Consider the following 25,247-nt stretch of genomic DNA (forward strand, 5'->3'; position numbering starts at 1 on the left):
GCTCTTCTCCACGCCCACGACGGTAACGGCCATGTAGGTCAGAACCTGTCCCAGTTGTTCCGGCATGCTGGGTGGCATGAGCGACACCCCGGCCCGGCTGCTGAGCCTCCTGTCCCTGCTCCAGACGCCGCGCGAGTGGCCCGGCAGCGAGCTCGCCGAGCGGCTCGGCGTCAGCCCCCGCACCATCCGGCGCGACATCGACCGGCTGCGCGAGCTGGGATACCCGGTGCGGGCCAGCATGGGCGCGGTCGGCGGCTACCGGCTGGTCGCGGGCACGGCGATGCCCCCGCTGCTGCTGGACGACGAGGAGGCGGTGGCCATCGCGGTCGGGCTCCGCGCGGCGGCCGGGCACGCCGTGGTCGGCATCGAGGAGGCCTCGGTACGGGCGCTCGGCAAGCTGCTCCAGGTGCTGCCGGGCCGGCTGCGGCAGCGGGTCGGGACGCTCAACTCCGCAACCGTGCCGCTGCTCACCGGGGACGGCCCGACCGTCGACCCGGAGGACCTCACCGTGCTCGCCCGCGCCGTCACCGCCCGGGAGCGGCTGCGCTTCGGCTACCGGGCGTACGACGGCGCCGAGAGCAGGCGGCGGGTCGAGCCCGAGCGGCTGGTCTCGGTCGGCCGCCGCTGGTACCTGGTGGGCTACGACCTGGACCGCGCGGACTGGCGGCTCTTCCGGGTCGACCGGCTGAGCGGCCCGGCCGCCACCGGCGTCCGCTTCACCCCGCGCCCGCTCCCCGCCGAGGACGCCGCCGCGTACGTGGCGGGCAAGCTGCGCCGCCCGTCACCGAGCGGCACCGTGGTCGCCACCGTGCACGCCCCGGCCGAGCGGGTCCGCCACGGCCTCAGGCCGGGTGACTCCGAGGTCACGCCGATCGACGAGCACAGCTGCCTCCTCCGCTCCCGCTCCGACTCCCTGGAGTGGACGGCGATGCGGCTGCTGTCGCTGGACTGCGCCTTCGAGGTGCACGAGCCGCCGGCACTGCGCGAGCACCTGCGCAGGCTCGCCGCCCGCGCCCACCACGCGTCGGGCCAGGAGGGTTAGGCCTCCACCCGGAACCAGCCGTTGCCGGACCGGAACCACAGCACGCCGTCCCGGCCGTACGCGCGCTCCCGGTCGAGGTCCCCGAGGACGCCGACCTGCTCGCGGCGCACCTCCCGCCAGCCCTTCCGGCTCTCCCGTTCGCACCGGATCAGCTCGCCGCCGGGCTGGAGGAACACGGCCCGGTCCCCGGCGATCGCGAAGCCCATCGGCTGCCGGGCCGGCAACCGCATGACGACCGGCTCGGCCTCGGCGGGGTCGATCCCGGTGAGGCGGCTGCTCTCGCCGTACCAGGCCAGCCAGGCCCGCCGTCCCTCGGTGGCGGCGGCGAGGCCCTCCAGCGGCTGGTCGCCCAGGTCCTTGAAGTCCGGCCGCCAGACGATCCGCCCGGCGGTGTCCAGCCCGACCAGGCCGCACTGGCCGAGCGGGTTGTCGCCGTAGTTGCCCTCGTCCCCGAAGACCAGCCAGATCCGGCCGTCCCGGTCGGTGGTCAATGCCACGACGTCGTCGCCGAGTTGCAGCTCCCGGGTCAGCCGGCCGTCCGGCCCGAACACCTGGCCGTTGCGCTCCCAGCCGTCCGCCTGCTCGTCGGCCCGGCGCCCGGCCAGCAGCACCCGCCCGCCCGGCAGCAGCGCCAGGAGGTCCGGCGAGACCCCGACCCCGGTGAGCGGCATCCGCCACTCGCCCCGCGGGCCGTGCACCACCACCTCGCCGTCGAACGGCAGCCGGGCGTACGGCCACGAACCGGCCGGTGCCACGTACTGCTCCGGCACCACCAGGACGGCCAGCTCCCCGTCCGGCCCCACCGTCCAGGTCAGGGCCCGGCGGCCGGCCCTCCACTCCTCCTCGGGCAGCCGCCAGACCTCGACCGGACGATCGGATACCGACACTGCTCAGACGCCGTACTCGGCGGTCAGCAGCGCCCGGCCCAGGCTGTGGAAGACGAGGTTGAAGCCCACCTGGGCCGGCGGGGTGTCGGCGGCGACGTCCAGCTTCTCCACGTCCAGCGCGTGCACCGCGAAGACGTAGCGGTGCGGGGCGCCGGGCGGCGGGGCGGCACCGTCGTACTGGTTGCCCGGGAAGTCGTTGCGGCCGTGGAAGGAGGCCTCGCCAGGCAGGCTGTCGTCCGAGGAGCCGGCGCCGCGCGGCAGTCCGGTGGTGTCGGCGGGCAGGTTGAGGGCGAGCCAGTGCCACCAGCCGGAGCCGGTCGGCGCGTCCGGGTCGTAGCAGGTGACCGCGATGCTCCGGGTGCCCTCCGGCAGGCCCGACCAGGCCAGCTGCGGCGAAAGGTTGCCGCCGGCGTGGATGAACTCCCGGCCCAGCGTGCCGCCTTCGGTGATGTCCTGGCTGCTCAGCGGGAAGGACGGCACCTGCGGCAGGAACTCGTACGGCAGCGGCGCGCGCTCACTCATGGGGTTGCCACCTCTCATGGTCGGAATGACACGGGTCACTGTAGTGGGGTGCACATCCGATCCCGTCGGACGGTGGCAGGCCCTACAGTCGAGGCATGGCCGCCAAATTCGCCCAACTGTTCGCCGACTCACGCCGCGCGCTGTTCACCATGCTCGGCATTCAGGCCGTCATCTGGTCCGTACAGGTGGTCAACTGGCTGGACGACTACGGGCTGTCGCGGGAGTTCGGCCTGCGCTCGGAGCAGGTCGACGACCTGCCCGAGATGTTCACCATGCCGTTCCTGCATTTCAGTTGGAGCCACATCGAGGCCAACTCCTGGCCGCTGTTCGTGCTCGGCTTCCTGTCCGCCTACCGCGGCATGAAGAAGTTCCTGCTGGCCAGCCTGGTGATCCTGGTGTCCGGCGGGCTGCTGGTCTGGCTGCTGGAGAGCCCGAACACCGTGACGGCCGGTGCGAGCGGCATGGTCTACGGCTACCTGGGCTACGTGGTGCTGCGCGGGGTCCTGGACCGCAACGTGCTGGACGCGGTGGTCGGCATCGTCGTCGCGGTGGTCTACTCGACCATCCTGATCGGGGTGCTGCCGCTCACCCCGGGCGTCAGCTGGCTGGGTCACCTCGGCGGGCTGATCGGCGGACTGGCCGCCGCCGTCCTGCTCCGCAACCGGCCGACCGCGCAGCAGCCCCCGCAGCAGGCGAGCACCCCGAACAGCCCCGGCTCCGCCCTGCTCAAGCAGCTGGACGAGCTCGGCCTGTGAGGCCGACGGGCCGCCCGGAACATCAGGTATAGACCAATCCCGCCCCTGCGGCTAGCGTGGGCCGCTCCCCCTCCCCCAGCTCCGGAGCCGCACCGTGGAGTCGTCCGTCCTCGCCTTCGCCACCGACCTGCTCGACGAGGGCGCCGACACCTTCTTCGGCAACCTCACCGACCGCGCCGGGGTCGGCGGCGTCACCCTCGCCTCGGTCTACCACGAGGCCCGCGACGTCTTCCCGCACAACCCCCGCCGGGTGGTCCGCTACCTGGAGCCGGGCGCGGCGTACTTCCGCCCCGACCCGGCCGCCTGGCAGGGCCGCCGGCTGGCCCCCGTGCCGTCCACCGCGATCGGCGACCGCGACCCCTTCGCCGAGGCCGCGGAGGAGGCCCGCCGCCGCGGCCTGAAGCTGCACGCCTGGACGGTCTTCTGCCACAACGACCGGCTCGGCTTCGCCCGCCCCGACTGCGCCCCGGCCAACGCCTTCGGAGACCGCCACCTCACCGAGCTCTGCCCGGCGAACCCGGAGGTCCGGGAGTACGCCCTGACCCTGGTCGCCGAACTGGCCCGGTACGGCGTGGACGCGATCCGCGCCGAGTCCCTGCACTTCCACGGGCTGCGCCACGGCTACCACCACGAGCGCTACTTCGAGGAGCTGGGCCCGATCGCCGAGGCCCTGCTCGGGGTCTGCTTCTGCCCGCACTGCCGCGCCGCCGCCTCCGGTGCCGGTGTCCCGGCCGAGGCGGTGGCCGAGGCGGTCCGCACCGAGCTGCGCCGCCGGCTGGCCGACGAGTCCGCCGCCGCCGGGCCCGCCGACCTGAGCGCCCTCGCCGACGGCGCCTTCGCCGCCTACGTGGACGCCTCCGCCGCCACCGTCACCTCGCTGGCCGCCGACCTCGCCGAGCAGGCCCGCCGGCACGGCATGCGGTTGAGCTTCATGGACGGCGGCGGCCCGGGCACGGGCTGGCTCTGCGGCATCGACCTGCCCGCCCTCGCCAAGGCCGCCGACCAGATCGAGACCCTCGGCTACGCGAAGACCCCGGAGGCGGTCCGGGAGAAGATCGCCGCCTTCGCCCTGCACGGCGTCCGCCCGCAGTCCATGGCGGTGATCCTGCGCCCGATGTCCTCCGACTGCGACGGCCCGGAGAACCTCGCCGCCAAGATCACCACCCTTCGCGAACTCGGCGTCCCCGAGGTGGAGTTCTACCACTACGGCCTGATGCGGCTGTCCTCCCTGGACCGGATCGGCGCCGCGCTCTCCGGCTGACCGGTCAGCGCCGCCGCTCGGGCGTCCCGAACAGGCAGCGTCGGATCTCCTCGGCCCGAGCTGCCGCCCGCCCTGGTCCTGCCGGTGCCGGTGAAGGCGCCCCCTCGGTGATCTCCCGGACGGCCGGCGGGGTGAGGCCGGAGGACAGCGGTACCCACTCCTGAGCGGATCGGAACGCTTCGGAACGCTTCGGCATCGGCACGGAGCCCGATCGGCACCGGGCGATGTTCGCGACATTTCCCATCAAACGGCCACATTCGTCCACCCGCAGTTCACACCGGCGCGCGTGGCGGGGCCGCGGCTGCTGCGCCATCCGCCGCCCAAACGGTAGGCTTTCCGTGTGATCTTCAAGCGCATCGGCAATGGGCGGCCGTACCCGGATCACGGCCGGACGAGCACCCGCCAGTGGGCTGACGTCGCCCCGCGCCCGGTGCGACTCGACCAGCTGGTGACCACCAAGGGACAACTCGACCTCGAAACCCTCCTGGCCGAGGACTCGACGTTCTACGGGGACCTCTTCGCCCACGTGGTGAAGTGGCGCGGCGACCTCTACCTGGAGGACGGCCTGCACCGGGCCGTCCGGGCCGCGTTGCAGCAGCGCCAGGTGCTGCACGCCCGCGTCCTCGAAATGGAGTGACGGACTCCCGCCACAGGGACCGTCGGACCACCACGGGCTTTCCGGACCGCCCCTTCGCCACCCGGCGGAGGGCGGTCCGCGCATACCCCGGTACCCCCTTTCGGGTACCGGGCTACGCCAGATGATGATCGTTTAGTACCTTCGAAGCCGTACGGCACTACGCTGCTGACTACGGCCACGACCAGGGGATTCCGCCCGCACCGGGGGGAAGTCCCCACCCGGCCGATCCGTCATCCCGACCCCGCCCTGGCACGAGGGGGAGACAAACCGTGAGCATGTTGACTCCCCAAGGCCTCAAGGGGAAGCAGTACCGGGTCACCGGCAATACCTACCCGCGGTTGGGGCGGCCCCCGAAGAAGAGCCGCAAGGTGATCGGCGTGCTCGCCGGCCTGCTCGCGCTGGCCCTGATCACGCTCGGCGGCGTGCAGTTGTACGACATCTTCAGCGGCAGGAACAAGAACGCCTCGGCGCAGGCCTGCGCGACCCCGTCCGGCAAGCCGCTGGCCGCCCCGTCGCCGGGGGCCCCGGGCGACTCCGGTGCGCCCGCCGCCGCGCAGGGCGACCCGCACGCGGTCCCGCAGCCCACCGCGGTCACCGTGAACGTCTACAACGCCACCTCCAAAGCCGGTCTGGCCGGCCGGACGGCCGAGGAGCTCAAGAAGCGCGGCTTCGTCATCGGCAAGGTCGGCAACGCCCCGGCCGAGCTGGACAAGAAGGTGCCCGGCACCGCCCAGGTGATCGCCGGTCCGGCCGGCGCCGGCGCGGGCACCCTGGTCGGCTCGCAGATCGCCGGCGCCGCCGTCACCGCCGACGCCCGCACCGACGGCAGCGTGGACTTCGTGATCGGCGACAGCTACAACGCCCTGCTGGACGAGACCCAGGCGGCCGCCGCCCTCGCGCTGGCCACCAAGCCCTCCCCCACCCCGACCACCACCAGCAGCTGCTGAGGGACACCGAACACCGAGAGCCCCCCGGCAGACGCAGTGCCGGGGGGCTCTCGGTGTTCGGTGGTTCGGGTGGGGAGGCTCAGCCGGCCGTGCCGTACAGCCGGTCGCCCGCGTCGCCGAGGCCGGGGACGATGTAGCCGTTCTCGTTGAGCCGCTCGTCCAGGGCGGCGGTGACCACGGTGACCGGCAGGTCCGCCAGCTCCCGCTGCATCACCTCGACGCCCTCGGGGGCGGCCAGCAGCACCACGGCGGTGACGTCGGTGGCACCGCGCTCGATCAGCATCTTGATCGCGGCGACCAGAGTGCCGCCGGTGGCCAGCATCGGGTCGAGCACGTAGACCTGGCGGCCGGAGAGGTCATCCGGCATCCGGGTGGCGTAGGTGGAGGCCTCCAGGGTCTCCTCGTTGCGGACCATGCCGAGGAAGCCCACCTCGGCGGTCGGCAGCAGTCGGGTCATCCCGTCCAGCATGCCGAGGCCGGCCCGCAGGATCGGGACCACCAGCGGGCGCGGGTAGCTGAGCCGGGTACCCAGCGTGACCGCCACGGGCGTGGTGATCTCCACCTCGTCGGTGCGGACGTCCCGGGTGGCCTCGTAGGCGAGGAGGGTCACCAGCTCGTCGGTCAGGCGACGGAAGGTCGGCGAGTCGGTGCGCTCGTCGCGCAGGGTGGAGAGCTTGTGGGCGACCAGGGGGTGGTCGACGACGTGGAGACGCATGTACCGAGGTTAGCCCGGTCCTGGACGGGTGTACGACTCGCCGTGCCCCACCGGGCGCCGGTCCGGGTGACGTTCCCGTGACACGCCGCGGCCCTTCGCGGATGTCCGGACGGAAGTGTCTCCTGTGGTATCAACCGGGCCGTTCTGGGAATGTCACCTCTTATGACGAGCAACCCGAACGCCGGGGACGGCTCGATGGACGAGCCCGTCGACGGGGCGGGCCGCAGCCCGGGCCCGCCGTACGACCACCCGGAGACCGAGGCGGAGCGCCGCAAACGGCGGGCCGTCTTCCTGCGTGAGCTCACCGAGGCCCGCGAGCTGCGGGAGCGGGTCCAGCCCCGGCGGACCAAGGAGCGGCGGATGCGCGAGGCGATGCGGATGCGAACCTTCCGGATCTGACACGACCCGGAAGCGGCCCGCACCACCCTGACGCGACCGCGGCACGCACCCGGCGCGGCCCCGGGCGAACCCGGAACGGGGCCCGGGGCGGCCCCGGCGGCCGTTCGGAGCAAATTTCGACCGGCTTCGGACCGTCCGGCACGGCTTTGCCGTCCGCCACCCGGTCCTTCCGACACGACCTGCAAAGACGCGCTGCCGAACACCCCCCGCAAGGGCGGCCTTTCTGTCACGATTCCGATGGGACGGTCCGAACAAGCGGACCGCCTCTGGCGCGGGGGCGGCCAGATTTCCGCGTTGCCCGTGCGCGCCGACAGCCGAGACCGATGATCTTGGGAGTGTCCCTGGTGGCGTACTTCGCTGCAGTGCTTGCTCGCTCCGAGGACGGGTGGGATGTGAGCGAGACGGAGCTCGACGACGTCGAAACCCTGGCCGATCTGGCCGATCTGGCCCGCGACTCCACCCAGGACGACGACAGCGTCCTGATCTTCATCGAACAGGAGGACGCCTGGTTCGCCATCGTCCGCGTGGACGGGGAGGAGGACCCGCGGATCTTCGTGTCGGACGGCGCCGCCGCCGCCCGCAGCTCCTACGGCTCCGTCCTCACCGACGAGTTGGTCGACCAGGCCGGCGAGAGCGAGTTCGGCGACCTGGACCACCTGCTGGAGGAGGCCGAGGAGGCGGAGGAGCAGGACGAGGAGGAGTCCGACGCCCGCGGCGGCGTCCCGGTCGGCCCGCTCGGCGACACCCACATCCTCACCGAGTTCGGCCTCGCCTCCGACGAGCTGCTCGCACTCAGCGGCGAGGGCGCGGTGCCGGGCGACGCCCTGGAGGAGATCGCCGAGGCCCTGGGCTGCGGCGAGGTCCTGGAGGCCGTCCGGTAGCGCCGTCGGCCGTACCGGTGTCCACCACCGGATGCCCGACACTGGATGCCATGCAGCCCGCATCCACCTCGCTGACCGTCCCGCACGTCCCCTCGCTGCCCGCCCCCGTCCGCCCCGACCCGGTCCGTGACCGCTGGGCGGCGCCGATGCGCCTCGCCATGGCCGAGGCCGCGCTGGCGCCGGCCACCGGGGACGTACCGGTCGGGGCGCTCGTCCTGGGCCCGGACGGCGAGGTGATCGGACGCGGCCACAACGAGCGTGAGGCGGTCGGCGACCCGACCGCGCACGCCGAGGTGGTCGCGATCCGGCAGGCGGCCCGGAATTTGAGGCGAGCCGCGCGCAGCGCGCCGAACAAGGGTGGCGGCGGGCGACGGGAGGGCGAGTGGCGGCTGAGCGGCTGCACGCTGGTCGTCACGCTGGAGCCGTGCACCATGTGCGCCGGCGCCATCGTGCTGTCCCGGATCGACCGGGTGGTCTACGGCGCCCTCGACGAGAAGGCCGGCGCGGCCGGCTCGCTCTTCGACGTGATGCGCGACCGCCGGCTCAACCACCGTCCCGAGGTGATCTGGGGCGTCCTCGCCGAGGAGTGCGGCGAGCAGCTGCGCGCCTTCTTCGACACCCACCGCTGAGGGCCCGCCGACCGCCACGGCGATACGGATTTCGTGACTGCGCCACCCCTCCGGTAGAGTTCCTCTCGGTAGCGTGTCCGAGCGGCCAAAGGAGCACGCCTCGAAAGCGTGTGTGGGGGCAACTCCACCGTGGGTTCGAATCCCACCGCTACCGCTCGAAAGCCCGAGGGCCCGTCCGATCCGGACGGGCCCTCGGCATTTGTCCCGCCGGCATTTGTCCCGCCGGCATTTGTCCCGCCGGCGTTCGTCCCGCCGCCGCGCACGAGGCCGGCGCGGGCATGGAAAACGGCTCCGCACCCCGGGCCGGTGACCACCGGTGCCCGGTCCGTACGGAGCCTGGAGGGGGGAGCGGCTCGGGGGGACTGACCGCTCCCCCGACGGAGTCCCACAACCGGCGCCGCTCGGGGGGAAGCCACGGCGACCGGTCCCACAGCGGGGAGCTCCGGATCCATGTACCGAAGGATTCCTGCCAGACCCTCGGTACGTCATCCATCCTGCCGCCCGGCGCGCGACCGGGCATCCGGAGAAAGGCCCCCCTCGCGGGGACCTTCGTCCCGCCGGCCGAACGCGTCGCACACTTGATAGCCCGTCCGGGTGGATAAGCTGCCCCCTGCAGGCCGCTCGGGGACCGGACGACGGCGGCCCACGGCTGGGAGGAAGGTCACCCGATGGCGCAGGCGAAGAAGATCGGCATGGTCCTCCTGCTCGTCTTCGTGCTCTACTCGATCATCACCTCGCCCTCCCGGTCCGCCCAGCTGGTCCAGCTCGGGTTCGAGGGGATCTCGAACGCGGCCAAGGCGGTCGGCACCTTCATGACCGGTCTGATCAAGTGACGGGCGGTCCACGGCCGGGCCCCGCGCACCGGCTACGGTGAGCGGGACCCTCTGTCCCCGTCCGCGAGGAGCGGCAATCGTGATCCGGCACCTGGTCCTGTTCAAGCTCAACGAAGGCGTCAGCAAGGACGAAGAGCGCGTGCTCACCGGCGCCAAGGCCTTCGACGCGCTCGGCTCGGTGATCCCCGAGCTGCGCGAGTGGGAGTGCGGCTGGAACACCACCGAGCGCGACATCGCCTACGACTACGCGATCAACAGCCTGGTCGAGGACCGGGACGCCCTCCAGGCCTACCTGACCCACCCGGACCACCAGGCCGCGGCCGGTCTCTGGCGCGAGTTCGCCACCTGGGTGATCGCCGACGTCGAGGTCTGAGCACCCGTCCGACCCGGGCCCGTCCGAAGCCCGTCCCGGGCCCGTCCCCCGGACGGACCGCGGCGCCCCGTCCGGTCTCCGGGCGGGGCGCCTTGCTCCGTTCCGGAACGATCCTTGCCACGCTTCGCGGGCCGGCCCGGGGAAGGTTGAACAGCCCACCAACACACCTCCGCCGGGTGCTTGCCCGACCTGTGCCCACCTTGTGATGCTATGACCGGTTTTGCCGGACATGGCGAGGTGGTGAACCAGCCGCGACACCCGCTCCGCAGGGCCCGCCGTTGACGACTTTGGGAGGGGTGAGGTGTCCGTGGACGAGGTGCTGGCTGCGATCACCAGCCCGGCCGGCGAGCTCCGCCCGGAACGGCTGCGCGGCCCCGGCGGCCGCCCCGTCGTGGACGTCAGGACGCTGACCCGGGTGCTGTTCGAGCGGCTCGCCGAGCTGCCCCCGGACACCCCCGAGCGCGAGCGGGTCCGGGCCGCCCTGATCGAGGTGAACATCCCGCTGGTCCGCTACGCGGCCACCCGCTTCCGCAGCCGCAGCGAGCCGATGGAGGACGTCGTCCAGGTCGGCACCATCGGTCTGATCAACGCGATCGACCGCTTCGACCCCGGCCGCGGCGTCCAGTTCCCCACCTACGCGCTGCCGACGATCCTGGGCGAGATCAAGCGCTACTTCCGCGACAACGTCCGCACCATGCACGTCCCGCGCCGGCTCCAGGAGCTGTGGGTCCAGGTCAGCGGCGCCATGGAGGAGCTGACGGTGCTGCACGGACGGGCGCCCAAGGTGCCCGAGATCGCCGCCAGCCTGCGGATCCCCGAGGAGGACGTGCGGGCCTGCCTGGATGCCGGACGGGCCTACAACGCGGCCTCCCTGGAGGCCGCGCAGGAGCACGAGGGCGGGCTCGCCCTGCTCGACCGGCTCGGCTACGAGGACTCCGCGCTGGCCGAGGTCGAGCACCGGGACATGGTCCGCCACCTGCTGGTCCAGCTCCCCGAGCGGGAGCGACGGATCGTGATGCTGCGGTTCTTCGCCAATCTGACCCAGTCCCAGATCAGCACCGAGCTGGGGATGTCCCAGATGCACGTGTCCCGGCTGCTCTCACGGATCCTGACCAGGCTTCGGACCGGCAACTCCTGGGAAGAGTGAGATTGCAGCGAGTTACCCCGGTGTGACATCTCGCGACGTTCGGGTTTGCCGTGGACCGTGTTCCGGTATGGAGGGGGAAGGCCCTCGTCGGGAACCTCCGCGCGACGGCCCCCGTTCAACCGACAGTCACAAGGGGGTGGGTGCATGTCCGGAGAGCTGGGCACTGCGGAGATCCACGCTGGACAGGCCAACGGCACGGCCGTCGTCGAGGACCTGGTCCCGCGGCAGCGGGTCGAACCGGCCCGGCCGCCCGGCCCCGACGCGGGATCCGAGACGCCGACCGGCTCCGGACTGGACACCCGGACGCTCTCCCGCTCGCTGTTCCTGCGGCTGGCCGCGCTGGACCCCGGCAGCGCCGAGCACACCTACGTCCGCGACACCCTGATCGAGCTCAACCTGCCGCTGGTCCGGTACGCCTCGGCGCGCTTCCGCAGCCGCAACGAGCCGATGGAGGACATCGTCCAGGTCGGCACCATCGGCCTGATCAAGGCGATCGACCGGTTCGACCCGGAGCGCGGGGTGGAGTTCCCGACCTTCGCGATGCCCACCGTGGTCGGCGAGATCAAGCGCTTCTTCCGGGACACCAGCTGGTCGGTGCGGGTGCCGCGGCGGCTCCAGGAGCTGCGGCTGGCGCTCACCAAGGCCGGCGACGAGCTCTCCCAGCGACTGGATCGCTCCCCCACCGTCGCCGAGCTGGCGGCCTGCCTGGGGGTCAGCGAGGAGGACGTGGTCGAGGGCCTCGCGGTCGGCAACGCGTACACCGCCAGCTCGCTCGACTCCGGCGCCGGCGAGGAGGACAGCGACGGACCGCTGGCCGACCGGCTCGGCTACGAGGACCTCGCGCTGGAGGGCGTGGAGTACCGGGAGTCGCTCAAGCCGCTGCTGGCCAAGCTGCCGCCGCGCGAGCGCCGGATCATCATGCTGCGGTTCTTCGGCAACCTCACCCAGTCGCAGATCGGCGAGGAGATCGGGATCTCCCAGATGCACGTCTCCCGGCTGCTCACCCGGACGCTGACCCAGCTGCGCGAGGGGCTGATCAACGAGGGCTGAGCCGGCCGCCCGGGGCCGGGCCGCTCCGCTCGGCGCCCGGGCCGTCCAGCAGGTTGGCCCGCAGCCCGGCCAGCACCTCGTCGTCCAGCCCGAGCCCGTCCCGCCAGTACGCGTCGAAGCCGCCCCAGCCGGCCTCGACCTCCGCGAAGGCCGCGCCCAGGTAGTCGTCGTCGGCCCGGAGGACCGGCAGGAGCAGGTCGGGCTCGCGCATCAGGCCGCGGGTGCCGAAGTCGTCCAGCACCCGCCGCACCACCGGGGCGGAACGCTCGTTGGTGAGCAGGTAGTCGGCCAGGACGGTCCTGCGGTCCACCCCGAGGGCGGTCAGCAGGAGTGCGGCGGCCCAACCGGTGCGGTCCTTGCCCGCCGAGCAGTGGAACAGCAGCGGCGGCCCCTCCGGGGCGGCCAGCAGGCGCAGCAGGGCCGCGAAGCGCTCGCGCGCCACCGGATCCGTGACGAACCAGCGGTAGAGGCCGGTCATCAGGGCGGCCGCCCGGCCGTCGCCGAGCAGCGCACGCTGGCGCTGCGGGCTGTGATCGGCCAGCGCCTCGCGGATCAGCAGGAAGATGTCGAAGTCCGCGGCCAGCAGCGGAAGGTGATGGAGCGTCACGCCACCGGGCAGGCGGTCCAGACCGGCTTCGCGGACCTCGCCCATGCTCCGCAGGTCCACCACGCTGCGCAGGCCGAGCGCGCCGAGCGGGCCGAGGTCCTCGACGGTGACATGGTTCAGGCCATCGCTGCGCAGCGCCACCCCGGACCGGAGAATCCGCCCGTCGGCCGCCCGGTACCCGCCCAGATCCCGGGCATTCAGCGCGCCCCGCAAACCGAGACTGCGTCCGACCAGCGGCGTTCCGTCCGGCTCCGGTGGCGCATTCCGCACGCCCCGGAATCCACCGGCCCCGGTATGCTGATCGACCACGCGAGCGCCTCCATTGCATATTCGGACTGTCACATGGCACAGCAGTGCCCGATATTGCATGAACCTGCCCAACGGGGCGGAGGGATGTGCAAGAGTGTCATGCGTAACAACGACAGTGTAGGTCTCCCGCCTGCCCCACCGAGCCGCACCGCCGGTAACCACGTGTAGCGCTCAGCTTCCGGTTTTTCATTTTCAATTCATCATTTGCGCCGCCGGTGCGGTTCCGGTCACAATCAGCGCCTTCATGGCATCGCCATGAACGTTGGTAACAGGTTCGCTGCACTCTCGCCCAATTGGTCCCCCGCACCGCCGTCCCTCGACCAGGATGGGCCCGGGCAGCCTGCTGCCCGCGAACAGCTACACGGGCAGGCGAGCGCCGAGCAGCGCCGCCCGCCCCAAGGGGAGGATCACCATGGGTCGAGCGACCCGAAGAGTCGCCGCGTGCGCGGCGGCAGTCCTGCTGGCCAGCGGCTTGCAGACCACCCTGGCCCACGGCGACACCGCGCCGCCCAGGATCGACCTCACCGTCCTGGTCGTCGACGACGGCGGCCCGTCCGTCGCGGCCATCACCGCCGAGCTGAAGAGCCAGGGCACGCTCTACAAGGTCATCAGCCTCAATGACCCCAACCGTCCCGTCATCAACTCCGCTTTCCTGAGTGACACGGTGAACGGCCAGCCCCGGGGGAAGTTCCAGGGCATCGTGCTGCCCAACGAAAACCCCTTCCCCAACAGTGCCGCCGAGATGACCGCGATCGCGAGCTACGAAGCCGCATTCAACGTCCGCCAGATCGACGCGTACACGTGGGCCAGTCCGGCGGTGGGCCTGAACTACGCCCAGAATCCCGGATTCGTGGGCACGCTGGACGGATTCCAGGGCGCCACCACCGCAGCCGGAACTTCGGGCCCGTTCGGGTACCTCAAGGGCAGCGTCCCGTTCGAGGACAACGACCCGAACGTCAGCGAGAGCTACGGCTACCTCGCCACTCCGCTCGCCGGCCTGCCGGCCGGTGCCTCGTTCGTCCCGCTGGTCGACGCGCCGATACCCAACACGACCGCGCGCGGTTCACTGGTCGGCGAGTACACCCACGACGGCCGCAAGGAACTGGTCGTCACGTTCGTCTACAACCAGTACCAGCAGCAGTACCGCCTGCTGGCCCGCGGCATGGTCGACTGGATCACCCAGGGCGTCCACCTCGGCTACGACCGCAACTACTTCGCCACCCACGTGGACGACGTCTTCCTGGCCGACGACCGCTGGGACACCGTGCTCAAGTGCACCCCCGGTGACGTCACCTGTCCGCCCGGCACCCCGGACACCGCCAACCCGATCCGGATGACCCAGGCCGACGCCCAGCACCTCAAGCAGTGGCAGACGGCCAACAACTTCACCCTGGACATGGTGTTCAACGGTGGCGGCAGCGAGGACTGGAAGGCCGACCACGAGACCACCGTGGACGCCACGGCGAACCAGATGATCGCCGACCAGAGCAGCTACCGGTGGGTCAACCACACCTACACCCACCCGTACCTGGGCTGCGTCCAGGACGTCTCGGTGGTGCCGTGGCGCTGTTCCAAGGACGCCACGGGCAAGACGGTCTGGGTCGACCAGAACACCATCTCCAGCCAGATCAAGAACAACGCCGACTGGGCCACCGCGAACGGCCTCCAGTTCGACCCGCAGACCCTGGTCACCGGCGAGCACTCCGGGCTGCTGACCGCCCCGCAGGAGACCAGCGACAACCCGAACCTGGCGCCGGCGCTGGCCGCCCACGGCATCAGGTTCACCGCGAGCGACGCCTCCCGCGAGCCCGGCCAGCGGGCCGTCGGCTCGTCCACGCTGACCGTGCCGCGGTACCCGATGAACGTCTTCTACAACGCCGGCACGGCGAAGGAGGAGACCGACGAGTACAACTGGATCTACACCAGCACGGCCAACGGCGGCAGCGGCGTCTGCGAGAACAACGCCAACTCGACCTGCCTGCCGCAGCCGCTGGACGTCAACACCGGCTACCAGTCGTACATCGTGCCGCTGGAGGCGCGGATCGACCTCGGCCACGTGCTGAACAACGACCCCCGGCCGCACTTCGTGCACCAGTCGAACCTGTCCGAGGACCGCATCCTGTACCCGGTGCTGGAGAAGATCCTCGGCACCTACCGCTCGCTGCACGCGGACAACGCCCCGATCGTGAACCTGAGCCAGCGCGAGATCGGCCTGGAGTTCCAGCGCCGCGCGGCCTGGAACACGGCGCTCGCCTCCGGCCAGGTCACCGCCTACCGGGTCGGCAACACCATCACGGTGAACGCTCCGTCCGGCGTTCAGGTCCAGGCCACCATGCCGACCGGAACTGCTCAGAAGCTGGCCATCGGGACGACCGGGTTCGGTTCGCCCTACGCCGGTAGCCTCTCGGGTTGGGTGTCCCCGGGCGCGCTGCAGAGCAGCATCACCCTGCAGCTGCCGTCCGCGCCGACCGCCCCGGCCGCCGTCGCGCCGAGCGTCGCGGCCAAGTCCGTCCCGGCCCCGGTGCCGGCGGACAAGAAGGTCGTGCCGCAGGGCGTCGCCACCCCGGTTCCGGTGGGCCCGAGCGACACCACGCGCAAGCCCGCTCCGTCCCTGGTCCCGGGTAGCGGAACCCCGGTGCCCGGCAAGGACGTCACCGCTGGCAACATCGGTCAGGGCGGAAACGGCCACGGCGACAAGGCTGCGACGAAGAACGGCACGGCCTCTGGGGGGACGGCCACGCCGAGCAGCACCACCGGACGCTCCGGCAACCGGTAACCGGTACCACCCGCTGGTGGGGTCGGGCCGGTCGCCCGGCCCGGCCCCACCACGGCTCCCGTTCCGGTCATCCAGGCCGGAACCGACGCAAGAACAGGAGGGGGGACAGGAATGCGCGTCACCCTGCTCACCGAGGGGACGTATCCGCACCAGCACGGCGGCGTGAGCGTCTGGTGCGACCAGCTCGTTCAAGGCATGCCCGACGTCGAGTTCGACGTCATCGCCGTCACCGGAACCGGCCACGAACCACTGGCCTGGGAGCTGCCCGCCAACGTGCGGTCGGTCACCACCGCACCGCTGTGGGGGGCGGCCTCGGAAGGCCGGCCGCCCCGCGGCAAGGAGATGCGGCGCTTCCTCAACGCGTACGAGCGCTTCCTTCACTCCATCCTCGATCCGGTCTACACCACCCACTTCGGCACCGAGCTGTACAACTTCGCCGACCTCGCCCGGCACGGGCTGCTCAGCCCGGCGCTGCGCAGCGAGCGCGCGCTGCGCACCCTCCAGCACGTGTGGACCCGCGACTACCTGCCGACCGCCGTCTCCCGGCCCACCCTGCACGACGCCCTGAACGCCACCGACCTGCTGGAGCACGCCCTGCGGCCGCTCTCGGTCGAGCCGCCCAAGGACGGCGTCGCGCACGCGGCCAGCGGCGGGCTCGCCACCCTGCCGGGGCTGATCGCCGCCCAGCAGTACGGCGTACCGTTTCTGCTCACCGAGCACGGCATCTACCTGCGCGAGCGCTACCTCGGCTACCGCACCGGTCCGTACCGCTGGCCGGTGAAGGCGCTGCTGCTCGGCTTCTACCGGATGCTCGCCGAGGAGAGCTACCGGCAGGCCGCGCTGGTCACCCCCGGCAACCGGTACAACCGGCGCTGGGAGGAGCGCGGCGGCACGCCGTCCTCGCACATCCGCACCGTCTACAACGGGGTGGACCCGGCGGCCTTCCCGCCGGCCGGCCCCGAGCCCGAGACGCCGACCCTCAGCTGGGCCGGCCGGGTCGACCCGATCAAGGACCTGGAGACGCTGATCCGGGCCTTCGCCATCGTCCAGCGCGAGATCCCCGAGGCGCGGCTGCGGCTCTTCGGCGGCACTCCCAAGGGCGGCGAGGCGTACCGGGACGGCTGCATAGCCCTGGCCGCCGAGCTCGGCATAGCCGACTCGGTGGCCTTCGAAGGCCGCGTCGCCGACATCACCGACGCGTACGCGGCGGGCAACGTGGTCATGCTCTCCAGCATCAGCGAGGGCTTCCCGTTCACCCTGATCGAGGCGATGTCCTGCGGCCGCGCGACCGTCTCCACCGACGTCGGCGGGGTGCGCGAGGCCGTCGGCGACACCGGACTGGTCGTCCCGCCGCGCGAGCCCGAGCCGATGGCGGCCGCCGCGATCGAGCTGCTGCGCGACGCCGAACGGCGCGCCCGGCTCGGCGAGGGCGCCCGGCTGCGGGTGATCGAGCAGTTCACCCTCCGCCAGAACATCGACGGCTTCCGCGGCATCTACACCGAACTCCTGGGCACCGCCCGCTGGATGCCCGGCGGCATGGTCGCCGTCACCGACCAGGTCCCCAGCCCCGACTGGGACCAGCAGCTGGCCACCGCCCGACCCGAGCCGAGCGAGGTGGGCGCGTGAGCGAGCGATGGGGGTACCCCCGGCCGGAGGCTGGGGGAAAGCGAACGATCAAGAGGTGCGCGTCCCGCGAAGCGGCCGCCGAGCGCAGCGAGGTGGGTGCATGAGCGGCCCCCTGCGCCTGGTGCCCGGCGAGGCCGGCCCCGAGCACACCATGCAGCTGCGCACGCTGCCGCTGAAGCGCCGTCGCCCCGCCCCGCCGGAGCCGGAGCCCGAGGAGTCGCTCTACCTCTCCGCGGACCCGCTGGACGAACTCGCCGAGCGTCTGCGCGACGTCTGCGCCGACGCCGTCCACCCGTACGAGATCGCGGCCTTCCTGGAGTCCGACGGCCTCTCGGACGAGCAGGCCGCCCTGCTGTACGGCCGCCCCGACGCGTTCACCGTCGCCGAGGAGCTGTTCGAGAAGGTCGAGCGCCGCTACCCCGGCCCGAGCTCCGAGTTCGCCAACCCCTGGCGGGCCGACCCCTGGCGCTGCGTGGTGCGCGGCCTGGTCTTCGCCCTGCCCGGGCTCGGCTACCTGCTGGGCGCCAACCTGTTCGCGACCACCCGGATGCGTTTCGGCCTGCCCTCGGGCATGCTCGCGCTGTCCGTCGCCACGCTGGTCAGCTGGGGCTTCAACCAGGCGCTGGCGCACCGCTCCTACCGCTGGCTGGGCCGGCTGCGCCGCCGCGAGGCCGCGGTCTGCCTGGCCGTCGGCGCCCCGGCCGGCGCGCTGGTCGCGGCGGCCGCCGCGTACGTGGTCGGCGGGCCGCTCGGCGCGCTGTGCTTCGCCGCCGGGCAGTCCTGCTACCTGGGCGCGGCCACCGTGCTGCTGGTGCTCGGGCGGGAGAAGTTCCTGCTGCTGGCGCTGGCCCCGGCCTCGGTCGGCGCCGGCGTGGTGCTGGCGGTGGACGTCCCGCAGCTGGTCCGTACGGTCGTGCTGCTCGCCTCGCTGGTGCTGGCGGTCGGACTGGCCGTCCGGGAGCTGCTGGTCTGCATCCGCGGCGGCGAACGCGAGTCCGTCGAGCTGAAGCTGCCGGTCCGCCAGGAGGTCCCGCACCTGCTGTTCGGCCTGGCCTGCGGCGCGCTCACGCTGATCGCCGGCCTCGGCGGGACCATCCACCAGGCCGTGCAGACCGGCGGCCACCCCGCGCAGGAGACGTCGGCCACCCCGACCGGCCCGGCCATGATCGCGCTGACGCTCAGCCTGGGCCTCGCCGAGTGGCTGCTCTTCCGCTACCGGGCGCTGGCGGTGGCCGCGCTGCGCACCAGCCACACCAGCGGCCAGTTCTCCCGCCGCACCGGCGCGATCCTGCTCGGCTGCCTGTTCATCTACCTCACCACCGTGGCCGCGCTGGACGCAGCCGCGACCGTGCTGTGGCCCGGCGCCCCCGCGCTCGGCGTGCCGCAGCTCGGCGCGATGCTGCTCCTCGGCGGCTCGCTCTGGCTGGCGCTGCTGCTGAACGCCTTCGGGTTCAGCTGGAGCACCGCCCTCGTCTGTCTGGCCGCCGCGGTCGCCGAGAGCACCGGGCTGCTGGCAGGTGCGGACCCGATCGTCCTGCAGCTGATCGGCTGCGGGGCGGCCGCCGTCGTCCTCACCGCACTCGCCGGGCCCGCGCTCGGCCGCACCACCCAGCACCGCTGACACATCGAATATCACGCACGCCTCCTTTCGCGTGCACCGTCGTACCCGCTCCACCTGAGACACCCATCGGGCCACGGCGGTCGGGCGCCGCAGAGCGTCGGACCGCCCCGGCAGATCGAGAAAGCGAAATCCGTATGAGCAGCGTCGCGGTTACCGGAGCCGAGGGCTTCATCGGCTCCCACCTCGTCGAGACCCTGGTCGCCGACGGGCACCACGTCCGCGCGATGGTCCAGTACAACTCGTTCTCGTCCTTCGGCTGGCTGGAGACCCTGTCCCAGGAGGTGCTGGACTCGGTCGAGATCATCCTCGGCGACGTCCGGGACCCGGGCTCGGTCAACGGCCTGGTCAAGGGCACCGAGGCGGTCTATCACCTGGCCGCCCTGATCGCGATCCCGTACTCCTACCGCGCCCCCCACTCGTACGTGGACACCAACGTCACCGGCACCCTGAACGTGCTGGAGGCGGTGCGCCATCTGGAGATCCCCCGACTGGTGCACACCTCCACCAGCGAGACCTACGGCACCGCGCAGACCGTGCCGATCACCGAGGACCACCCGATCAACACCCAGTCCCCGTACGCCGCCTCCAAGGCCGGCGGGGACCGGCTGGCCGACAGCTACCACGCCAGCTTCGGGACCCCGGTCGTCACCCTGCGCCCGTTCAACACCTTCGGCCCGCGCCAGTCGATGCGCGCCGTCATCCCGACCGTGATCGCCCAGGTCGCGGCCGGCCAGACCGAGATCACCCTCGGCGACCTGCGCCCGACCCGCGACTTCATGTTCGTCAAGGACACCGCCAACGCCTTCCGCACGGTGGGCACCGCGCCCGCCGAGACGGTGGTCGGCCGGACCTTCAACGCCGGCACCGGCGGCGAGATCTCGGTCGGCGACCTGGTCACCCTGGTCGGCAAGCTGATGGGCGTGGACCTGGTGGTGAAGGAGGACGAGCAGCGCATCCGTCCGACCAACTCCGAGGTCATGCGCCTGGTCGCGGACGCGACCCGGCTGCGCGAGGCCACCGGCTGGGCGCCCGGCTTCAGCCTGGAGCAGGGCCTGGAGCAGACCATCGAGTTCTTCCGCGACCCGGCCAACCTGGCCCGCTACAAGACCGACATCTACAACGTCTGACCCGCCGTAACCGATCTTGCTCGTCCTGGTAACCAAGGTTCGTGTCCTGCACATCCTTTCCGTGGGGGAAACACCATGCACGCAGTGATCCTGGCCGGCGGTAAGGGCGTCCGTCTCCGCCCGTACACCACCGCGCTTCCCAAGCCGCTCGTTCCGATCGGCGACCAGCACGCGATCCTGGAGATCGTGATGCGCCAGCTCGCCGCCGCGGGCTTCCAGAGCGTCACCCTGGCCATCGGCCACCTCGGCCACATCATCCGCGCCTACGTCGGCAACGGCTCCCAGTGGGGCCTGCGGGTCGGCTACGCCGTCGAGGACAGCCCGCTCGGCACCATGGGCCCGCTGCTCACCATGCAGGAGCGCCTGCCCGAGCACTTCCTGGTGATGAACGGCGACATCCTGACCGACCTGGACTTCGCCGGGGTGCTCAAGCACCACGAGGCGTCCGGCGCGCCACTGACCATCGCCACCTACGCACGTCAGGTAAAGATCGACTTCGGCGTGCTGACCGCCGACGAGGGCACCATCACCGGCTTCCAGGAGAAGCCCAGCATCGACTACCGCGTCTCGATGGGCGTGTACGGCGTCTCCCGCTCGGCGCTCGCCAAGTACACCCCCGGCCTGCCGCTGGGCTTCGACGAGCTGGTGCTGGACCTGCTGGCCGCCAAGACCCCGCCCTCCGCGTACGAGTTCGGCGGCTACTGGCTGGACATCGGCCGGCCCGACGACTACGACCGGGCCAACGCCGAGTTCTCCACCATCCGCCCGGCCCTGATGCCCTTCGAGTCGACCGGCGTCACGCCGGGCGTCGCGGAGCTGCCGATCCCGGCCGCCCGCACCGCCCCTGACGACGCGCCCGCCGAGCCCGCCGCCGCGGGCGTCGAGAGTGACGGACGGGCCGCGTGAGAATCCTGCTCCTCGGCGGCGACGGCTTCCTCGGCCGTCACGCCACCGCCGTCCTGCGGTCACTGCCCGGTACCACCGTGCTGACCGCGGGCCGGCGGCCCGACCACGACCTCCGGCTGGACCTGGCCACCGTCCAGGCCGGCCCGCTCGGCGAGGAACTGTCCGCACTGGCCCCCGACGCGGTGGTCAACTTCGCCGGCGCGGTGGCCGGCAGCGCGGTCAAGCTCGCCGAGGTGAACGCCCGCGGCCCGGCGGTGCTCTGCGAGGCGCTCTCCCTCGGCGCCCCGAAGGCCCGCCTGGTGCACATCGGTTCGGCCGGCGAGTACGGGGTCTGCGCGGAGGGCGAGTCGCTGTCCGAGGACGCCGACGCCCGCCCCGTCGGCGTGTACGGCGCGACCAAGCTGGCCGGCTCCCTCGCGGTGGCCGGCTCGCCGCTGGACGCCGTGGTGCTGCGGGTGTTCAACCCGGTCGGCCCCGGCGCCCCGGCGGGCTCGCTGCCCGGGCGGCTGGCCGCCGAGCTGCGCCGGGTGGCGCCCGAGGGCGCCGACGGCGTGATCACGGTCGGCGACCTCTCCGCCTACCGCGACTTCGTCGACGCCCGGGACGTGGCGAAGGCGGTCGGCCTGGCCGTCACCGCCGACCGTCCCCTCCCCCGGGTGCTCAACCTGGCCTCCGGACACGCCCGGCAGGTCCGGGCGATCGCCGACGGGCTGGTCGCCGCGGCCGGCTTCACCGGCCGGATCGACGAGAGCGGGGCGGGCTCCGAGCGCTCGGCCGCGGTCTCCTGGCAGCAGGCCGACGTGGCGGCCGCCGCCCGGGAGCTCGGCTGGCGGCCGGAGACGGACCTCGCCGACACCCTGCGCGACCTGTGGCTCGGCACCGCCGGGCCCACACCCGACCCGGTGGTCGCATGATCACCGGGCCCACCCCCGACGGCCGCCTGCTGGTGCCGCTGTACGTCCACCCCGCGGTGGACCCGGCGGCCTGGCAGGCGGTCGCCGCCGCCGACCCCGCCCGGATCGCCGCCGTCGTGCTCAACCTCGCCGACGGACCGGGCGAGGTCCCGGACCACGTCTTCGCCGAGGCGGCCGACGAACTCCGCGCCGCGGGCCTGCCGTTGGTCGGCTACACCGACACCGACTACGGCCGCCGACCGCACGCGGCCGTGGTGGCGGACATCCTGACGTACCGTCAGCGCCACGGCATCACCGGCGTCTACCTCGACCAGGTGACCACCCAGCCGGGCGCTCTGCCGCACTACCGGCGGCTGGCCACGGCCGCCCGCGCGGCCGGCTGCGGCACCGTGGTGTTCGGCCACGGCGAGCACCCGGACCCGGGCTACGCCGAGGTCGGCCTGGCCGACCTGCTGGTCACCTTCGAGGGCGACTGGGACGCCTACCGCACCATGACGCTGCCGCTGTGGACCGGCCGGCACGCGGCGTCACGCTTCTGCCACCTGGTCTACGACGTCCCCGTCGAGCACGCCCAGGACGCCGCCGCCCTGATCGCCGCCCGGCGAGCCGGCGTCGGCTGCGCCGTACCGGGAGCCGGGGAGAACCCCTGGCGCACCCTGCCGTACGGCCTGAACGCCGCTGAACTGACCTGACCCGATCCGGAGTCCGACTACCGTGAACCGTCGCAACCGGCTACTTCCGGCCGCCCTGGCCCTCGCCACCGCCACCGCCCTGCTGGTCAGCTCGTGCAGCAGCTCGGGATCGGAGGACGACCAGGACTCGGCCGACGGCACCCCGAGCAACTCCCCTGCGGCCACCGCGCCGAGCACCCCCGGCACCCCCGACGCGACCACCACCGCCCCGGGCACCCCGCCCGCCACCCCGGGCACCCCCGACGCACCCGGCACCACCGGGCCGGCCCCGGGCGCGCCCGGCGGCAACACGCCGCCGTCCACCCCACCGGGGCCCGGCACCCCGCCGGGCAACCCCGCCCCGCCACCCGCCGGCGCCCGCTGGCAGCCCACGCCCGGCCTGGCCTGGCAGTGGCAGCTCGGCGGCGGCGTGGACCAGTCGGTGGACGTCCCGGTCTACGACATCGACGGCTTCGAGAACGACGCCTCGGTGGTGGCCGCGCTGCACGCCAAGGGCCGCAAGGTGATCTGCTACATCAACGCCGGCTCCTGGGAGAACTTCCGCCCCGACTCCACCGCCTTCGCCAAGTCCCTCCAGGGCTCGGACACCGGCTGGAAGGGCGAGAAGTGGTTCGACATCCGCAAGCTCGACCAGCTCAGGCCGCTGATGGCCGCCCGCTTCGACATGTGCAAGAGCAAGGGCTTCGACGCCATCGAGCCGGACACCATCGAGGCCTACAACCAGAACAGCGGCTTCCCGCTGACCCCGGACGACCAGCTCAAGTACAACCGGATGCTGGCGCAGCTCGCCCACGAACGCGGCCTGGCCATCGGCCTGAAGAACGACCTGGACCAGATCCCGGCGCTCCTCGCGGACTTCGACTTCGCGGTCAACGAGGAGTGCGCGCAGTTCGACGAGTGCGACCGGGTCGCCCCCTTCGTCAAGGCGGGCAAGGCGGTCTTCCACGTCGAGTACAAGCTCGACACGGGCCAGTTCTGCGGCAGGACCAAGTCGCTGGGCTTCAGCTCGATGCAGAAGAAGCTCGAACTGAACGCCTGGCGCAAACCCTGCTGAGGCGTTCCCCTCCCGTCGCGCGGGTGACCCGGACGAGGGTCACCCGCGCGCGGGTCACTTGACCGCCAGCCAGATGACGCCGCCCAGGACGGCCAGCGTGACGACGGCGATCAGCGCGATCACGCCGGTGCGGCTGCCGCTCTTGCTGCTGCCGTAGGTGGAAACGTTGCCGGGGGCCTGAGGCGCCGGGGTCTCGTCGACGAACGCCCGGAACATCTGGGTGCTGCCGGCGGGGTCGTAGTCGTTGTCAGCCATGGCACGGACTCTAACGAATCGGCCCACCTCAGGCACACCCCGGACCCCCGTCGCGCGGGCCACACCACCCCCACGTGCGACAGCGGCACGACGGGCTCGTGAAGACCGGGCGTTTCGCGGAATTCCCCACCGCGCCGTCCGGTTCACTGGGATCATGACCGGAAACCACAGCCGGGTGAGCCTCGGCACCTCCGACCTGTCCGTCTTCCCGCTCGCCCTCGGCGGCAACGTCTTCGGCTGGACGGCCGACGAGCAGCAGTCCTTCGCCGTCCTGGACGCCTACGCGGCGGCCGGCGGCAACTTCGTCGACACCGCCGACGTCTACTCCTCCTGGGCCCCGGGCAACACCGGCGGCGAGTCCGAGACCGTCATCGGCAACTGGCTGCGCAGCCGCGGCAACCGCGAGGACGTCGTGATCGCCACCAAGGTCGGCATGCACGCCGAGCGCAGCGGTCTGGGCGCCGCCACCATCAAGGCCGCGGCCGAGGACTCGCTGCGCCGCCTGGGCGTCGAGCGGATCGACCTCTACTACACCCACCGGGACGACGACACCCCGGTCGAGGAGTTCGTCACCGCACTGGACGAACTGGTCCGCGAGGGCAAGGTCCGGGCGGTCGCCGCCTCCAACATCTCCGCCGAGCGGCTCGCCGAGGCGCTGGCCTTCGCCGAGCGCGAGGGCCTGGCGAAGTACGTCGCCGTCCAGCCGCACTACAACCTGGTCTCGCGCAGCACCTTCGAGGGCCCGCTGGCCGACGTGGCCGCCGAGCACGGCCTGGCCACCGTCCCGTACTACGCGCTGGCCTCCGGCTTCCTGACCGGCAAGTACCGTCCGGGTGGCGCGGGGGTGGACAGCGCCCGCGCCGAGGGCGCCGCCCGCTACCTGGCCGAACCACGCGGCCCCAAGGTGCTGGAGGCGCTGGACACCGTCGCCGCCGAGCAGGAGGTGGAGCCCGCCTCCGTCGCCCTGGCCTGGCTCGCCGCCCGCCCGACGGTCGCCGCCCCGATCGCCAGTGCCCGCACCGTCGAGCAGCTCCCGCCGCTGCTGGCCGGCGCCACCCTGGAGCTCACCCCGGCGCAGACCGCCCTGCTGGACGCCGCCTCCGCCTGAGCCCGCCCGGCACCGCACCGGCCCCCGCAGGCCGCGAACCCGCCCAGCCCTGGGCGCAGTTCGCGGCCTGCGGCGTTCCGGGGGGCATCCGGCACCGTCGACGAGATCAAGGGCAACTCCCACACCGTCGACGAAAACGCCCAGGAGGAGACCACCAACGCCTATGCCGTGCTG

General features: G+C 72.4%; 25 protein-coding genes, 1 tRNA gene and 1 pseudogene. 22 read left to right on the forward strand and 5 right to left on the reverse strand.

Translation table 11 applies throughout. The features are described from left to right. The first annotated feature begins 76 nt into the window (after positions 1–76). Positions 77–1,042 (forward strand): helix-turn-helix transcriptional regulator, encoded by a 966-nt coding sequence (locus ACIRRH_RS28685; RefSeq protein ID WP_403073190.1) that lies wholly within the window; start codon positions 77–79, stop codon positions 1,040–1,042. Here ACIRRH_RS28685 and ACIRRH_RS28690 read toward each other — a convergent pair. After that, complete coding sequence (locus tag ACIRRH_RS28690) at positions 1,039–1,929, reverse strand: hypothetical protein (protein WP_403073192.1); 891 nt, start codon at positions 1,927–1,929, stop codon at positions 1,039–1,041. The genes ACIRRH_RS28685 and ACIRRH_RS28690 overlap by 4 nt on opposite strands. Positions 1,930–1,932: 3 nt before the next feature. Further along, positions 1,933–2,451: a YbhB/YbcL family Raf kinase inhibitor-like protein gene (locus ACIRRH_RS28695; protein ID WP_403073194.1), complete on the reverse strand. Its 519-nt coding sequence runs from the start codon at positions 2,449–2,451 to the stop codon at positions 1,933–1,935. A gap of 95 nt (positions 2,452–2,546) precedes the next feature. Between ACIRRH_RS28695 and ACIRRH_RS28700 the strand changes: the two genes are divergently transcribed. The 4 genes from ACIRRH_RS28700 to ACIRRH_RS28715 all read left to right on the forward strand — a co-directional run bounded on the left by ACIRRH_RS28700 (position 2,547) and on the right by ACIRRH_RS28715 (position 6,051). Then, positions 2,547–3,206: a rhomboid family intramembrane serine protease gene (locus ACIRRH_RS28700; RefSeq protein ID WP_403073196.1), complete on the forward strand. Its 660-nt coding sequence runs from the start codon at positions 2,547–2,549 to the stop codon at positions 3,204–3,206. 94 nt (positions 3,207–3,300) lie between these two features. After that, positions 3,301–4,467, forward strand: coding sequence for a hypothetical protein (locus tag ACIRRH_RS28705; RefSeq protein WP_403073197.1), 1,167 nt, complete (start codon positions 3,301–3,303; stop codon positions 4,465–4,467). A gap of 340 nt (positions 4,468–4,807) precedes the next feature. Next, positions 4,808–5,104 (forward strand): type II toxin-antitoxin system VapB family antitoxin, encoded by a 297-nt coding sequence (locus tag ACIRRH_RS28710; RefSeq protein ID WP_063348635.1) that lies wholly within the window; start codon positions 4,808–4,810, stop codon positions 5,102–5,104. 275 nt (positions 5,105–5,379) lie between these two features. Next, positions 5,380–6,051, forward strand: coding sequence for a LytR C-terminal domain-containing protein (locus tag ACIRRH_RS28715; RefSeq protein WP_403073357.1), 672 nt, complete (start codon positions 5,380–5,382; stop codon positions 6,049–6,051). Positions 6,052–6,130: 79 nt separating this feature from the next. Here the strand turns inward: ACIRRH_RS28715 and upp are convergent, their stop codons facing one another. Then, positions 6,131–6,766: a uracil phosphoribosyltransferase gene (gene upp / locus ACIRRH_RS28720; protein WP_224276860.1), complete on the reverse strand. Its 636-nt coding sequence runs from the start codon at positions 6,764–6,766 to the stop codon at positions 6,131–6,133. 195 nt (positions 6,767–6,961) lie between these two features. On the opposite strand from upp, the gene ACIRRH_RS28725 reads away from it, so the two are divergent. The 8 genes from ACIRRH_RS28725 (at position 6,962) to ACIRRH_RS28760 (ending at position 12,078) form a co-directional block, all read left to right on the forward strand. Further along, complete coding sequence (locus ACIRRH_RS28725; RefSeq protein WP_403073359.1) at positions 6,962–7,165, forward strand: hypothetical protein; 204 nt, start codon at positions 6,962–6,964, stop codon at positions 7,163–7,165. Positions 7,166–7,488: 323 nt separating this feature from the next. Next, on the forward strand, positions 7,489–8,046 hold the full coding sequence (locus ACIRRH_RS28730) for a tRNA adenosine deaminase-associated protein (protein ID WP_403073199.1): 558 nt from the start codon (positions 7,489–7,491) through the stop codon (positions 8,044–8,046). A gap of 50 nt (positions 8,047–8,096) precedes the next feature. Further along, complete coding sequence (locus ACIRRH_RS28735) at positions 8,097–8,675, forward strand: nucleoside deaminase (RefSeq protein ID WP_403073201.1); 579 nt, start codon at positions 8,097–8,099, stop codon at positions 8,673–8,675. Positions 8,676–8,742: 67 nt separating this feature from the next. Continuing rightward, positions 8,743–8,829, forward strand: a tRNA-Ser gene (locus ACIRRH_RS28740). Between the two features lie 514 nt (positions 8,830–9,343). Continuing rightward, on the forward strand, positions 9,344–9,508 hold the full coding sequence (locus ACIRRH_RS28745; RefSeq protein WP_224276854.1) for a hypothetical protein: 165 nt from the start codon (positions 9,344–9,346) through the stop codon (positions 9,506–9,508). 79 nt (positions 9,509–9,587) lie between these two features. Continuing rightward, entirely contained in the window at positions 9,588–9,881 is a 294-nt protein-coding gene (locus ACIRRH_RS28750) for a Dabb family protein (protein WP_403073203.1), read from the forward strand. A 364-nt stretch (positions 9,882–10,245) separates the two neighbouring features. Then, complete coding sequence (locus ACIRRH_RS28755) at positions 10,246–11,028, forward strand: RNA polymerase sigma factor SigF (RefSeq protein ID WP_403073361.1); 783 nt, start codon at positions 10,246–10,248, stop codon at positions 11,026–11,028. Positions 11,029–11,172: 144 nt separating this feature from the next. Continuing rightward, positions 11,173–12,078 (forward strand): RNA polymerase sigma factor SigF, encoded by a 906-nt coding sequence (locus ACIRRH_RS28760; RefSeq protein ID WP_403073205.1) that lies wholly within the window; start codon positions 11,173–11,175, stop codon positions 12,076–12,078. On the opposite strand, the gene ACIRRH_RS28765 is transcribed toward ACIRRH_RS28760, so the two are convergent. Further along, complete coding sequence (locus ACIRRH_RS28765) at positions 12,065–13,054, reverse strand: tyrosine-protein phosphatase (RefSeq protein ID WP_403073206.1); 990 nt, start codon at positions 13,052–13,054, stop codon at positions 12,065–12,067. The two genes, ACIRRH_RS28760 and ACIRRH_RS28765, sit on opposite strands and share 14 nt — an antisense overlap. 352 nt (positions 13,055–13,406) lie before the next feature. On the opposite strand from ACIRRH_RS28765, the gene ACIRRH_RS28770 reads away from it, so the two are divergent. The 8 genes and pseudogenes from ACIRRH_RS28770 (at position 13,407) to ACIRRH_RS28805 (ending at position 23,710) form a co-directional block, all read left to right on the forward strand. Continuing rightward, a complete protein-coding gene (locus ACIRRH_RS28770) occupies positions 13,407–15,770 on the forward strand; it encodes a hypothetical protein (RefSeq protein WP_403073207.1) in 2,364 nt (787 codons plus the stop codon). Positions 15,771–15,881: 111 nt separating this feature from the next. Continuing rightward, complete coding sequence (pelF, locus tag ACIRRH_RS28775) at positions 15,882–17,396, forward strand: GT4 family glycosyltransferase PelF (RefSeq protein WP_403073209.1); 1,515 nt, start codon at positions 15,882–15,884, stop codon at positions 17,394–17,396. Between the two features lie 100 nt (positions 17,397–17,496). Continuing rightward, positions 17,497–19,017 carry a hypothetical protein gene (locus tag ACIRRH_RS28780; protein ID WP_403073211.1) on the forward strand — a complete coding sequence of 507 codons (1,521 nt, stop codon included), beginning with the start codon at positions 17,497–17,499 and terminating at the stop codon, positions 19,015–19,017. A gap of 134 nt (positions 19,018–19,151) precedes the next feature. Beyond that, positions 19,152–20,144 (forward strand): SDR family NAD(P)-dependent oxidoreductase, encoded by a 993-nt coding sequence (locus tag ACIRRH_RS28785; RefSeq protein ID WP_403073213.1) that lies wholly within the window; start codon positions 19,152–19,154, stop codon positions 20,142–20,144. A 75-nt stretch (positions 20,145–20,219) separates the two neighbouring features. Next, positions 20,220–20,921: pseudogene (locus tag ACIRRH_RS28790) on the forward strand (NDP-sugar synthase); the annotation flags it as partial. A 125-nt stretch (positions 20,922–21,046) separates the two neighbouring features. Continuing rightward, entirely contained in the window at positions 21,047–21,964 is a 918-nt protein-coding gene (locus ACIRRH_RS28795; RefSeq protein WP_403073215.1) for an NAD-dependent epimerase/dehydratase family protein, read from the forward strand. Continuing rightward, positions 21,961–22,656: a spherulation-specific family 4 protein gene (locus ACIRRH_RS28800; protein WP_403073217.1), complete on the forward strand. Its 696-nt coding sequence runs from the start codon at positions 21,961–21,963 to the stop codon at positions 22,654–22,656. The genes ACIRRH_RS28795 and ACIRRH_RS28800 overlap by 4 nt, the downstream gene beginning before the upstream one ends. Positions 22,657–22,678: 22 nt before the next feature. Next, a complete protein-coding gene (locus ACIRRH_RS28805) occupies positions 22,679–23,710 on the forward strand; it encodes an endo alpha-1,4 polygalactosaminidase (RefSeq protein ID WP_403073219.1) in 1,032 nt (343 codons plus the stop codon). A gap of 54 nt (positions 23,711–23,764) precedes the next feature. Here ACIRRH_RS28805 and ACIRRH_RS28810 read toward each other — a convergent pair whose 3' ends face one another. Further along, complete coding sequence (locus ACIRRH_RS28810) at positions 23,765–23,965, reverse strand: hypothetical protein (protein ID WP_403073221.1); 201 nt, start codon at positions 23,963–23,965, stop codon at positions 23,765–23,767. 154 nt (positions 23,966–24,119) lie between these two features. On the opposite strand from ACIRRH_RS28810, the gene ACIRRH_RS28815 reads away from it, so the two are divergent. After that, positions 24,120–25,073 carry an aldo/keto reductase gene (locus ACIRRH_RS28815; RefSeq protein ID WP_403073223.1) on the forward strand — a complete coding sequence of 318 codons (954 nt, stop codon included), beginning with the start codon at positions 24,120–24,122 and terminating at the stop codon, positions 25,071–25,073. Positions 25,074–25,247: the final 174 nt, after the last annotated feature.

This window comes from Kitasatospora sp. NPDC101235, assembly GCF_044767505.1.
In the GTDB taxonomy this organism is placed as follows: Bacteria; Actinomycetota; Actinomycetes; order Streptomycetales; family Streptomycetaceae; genus Kitasatospora.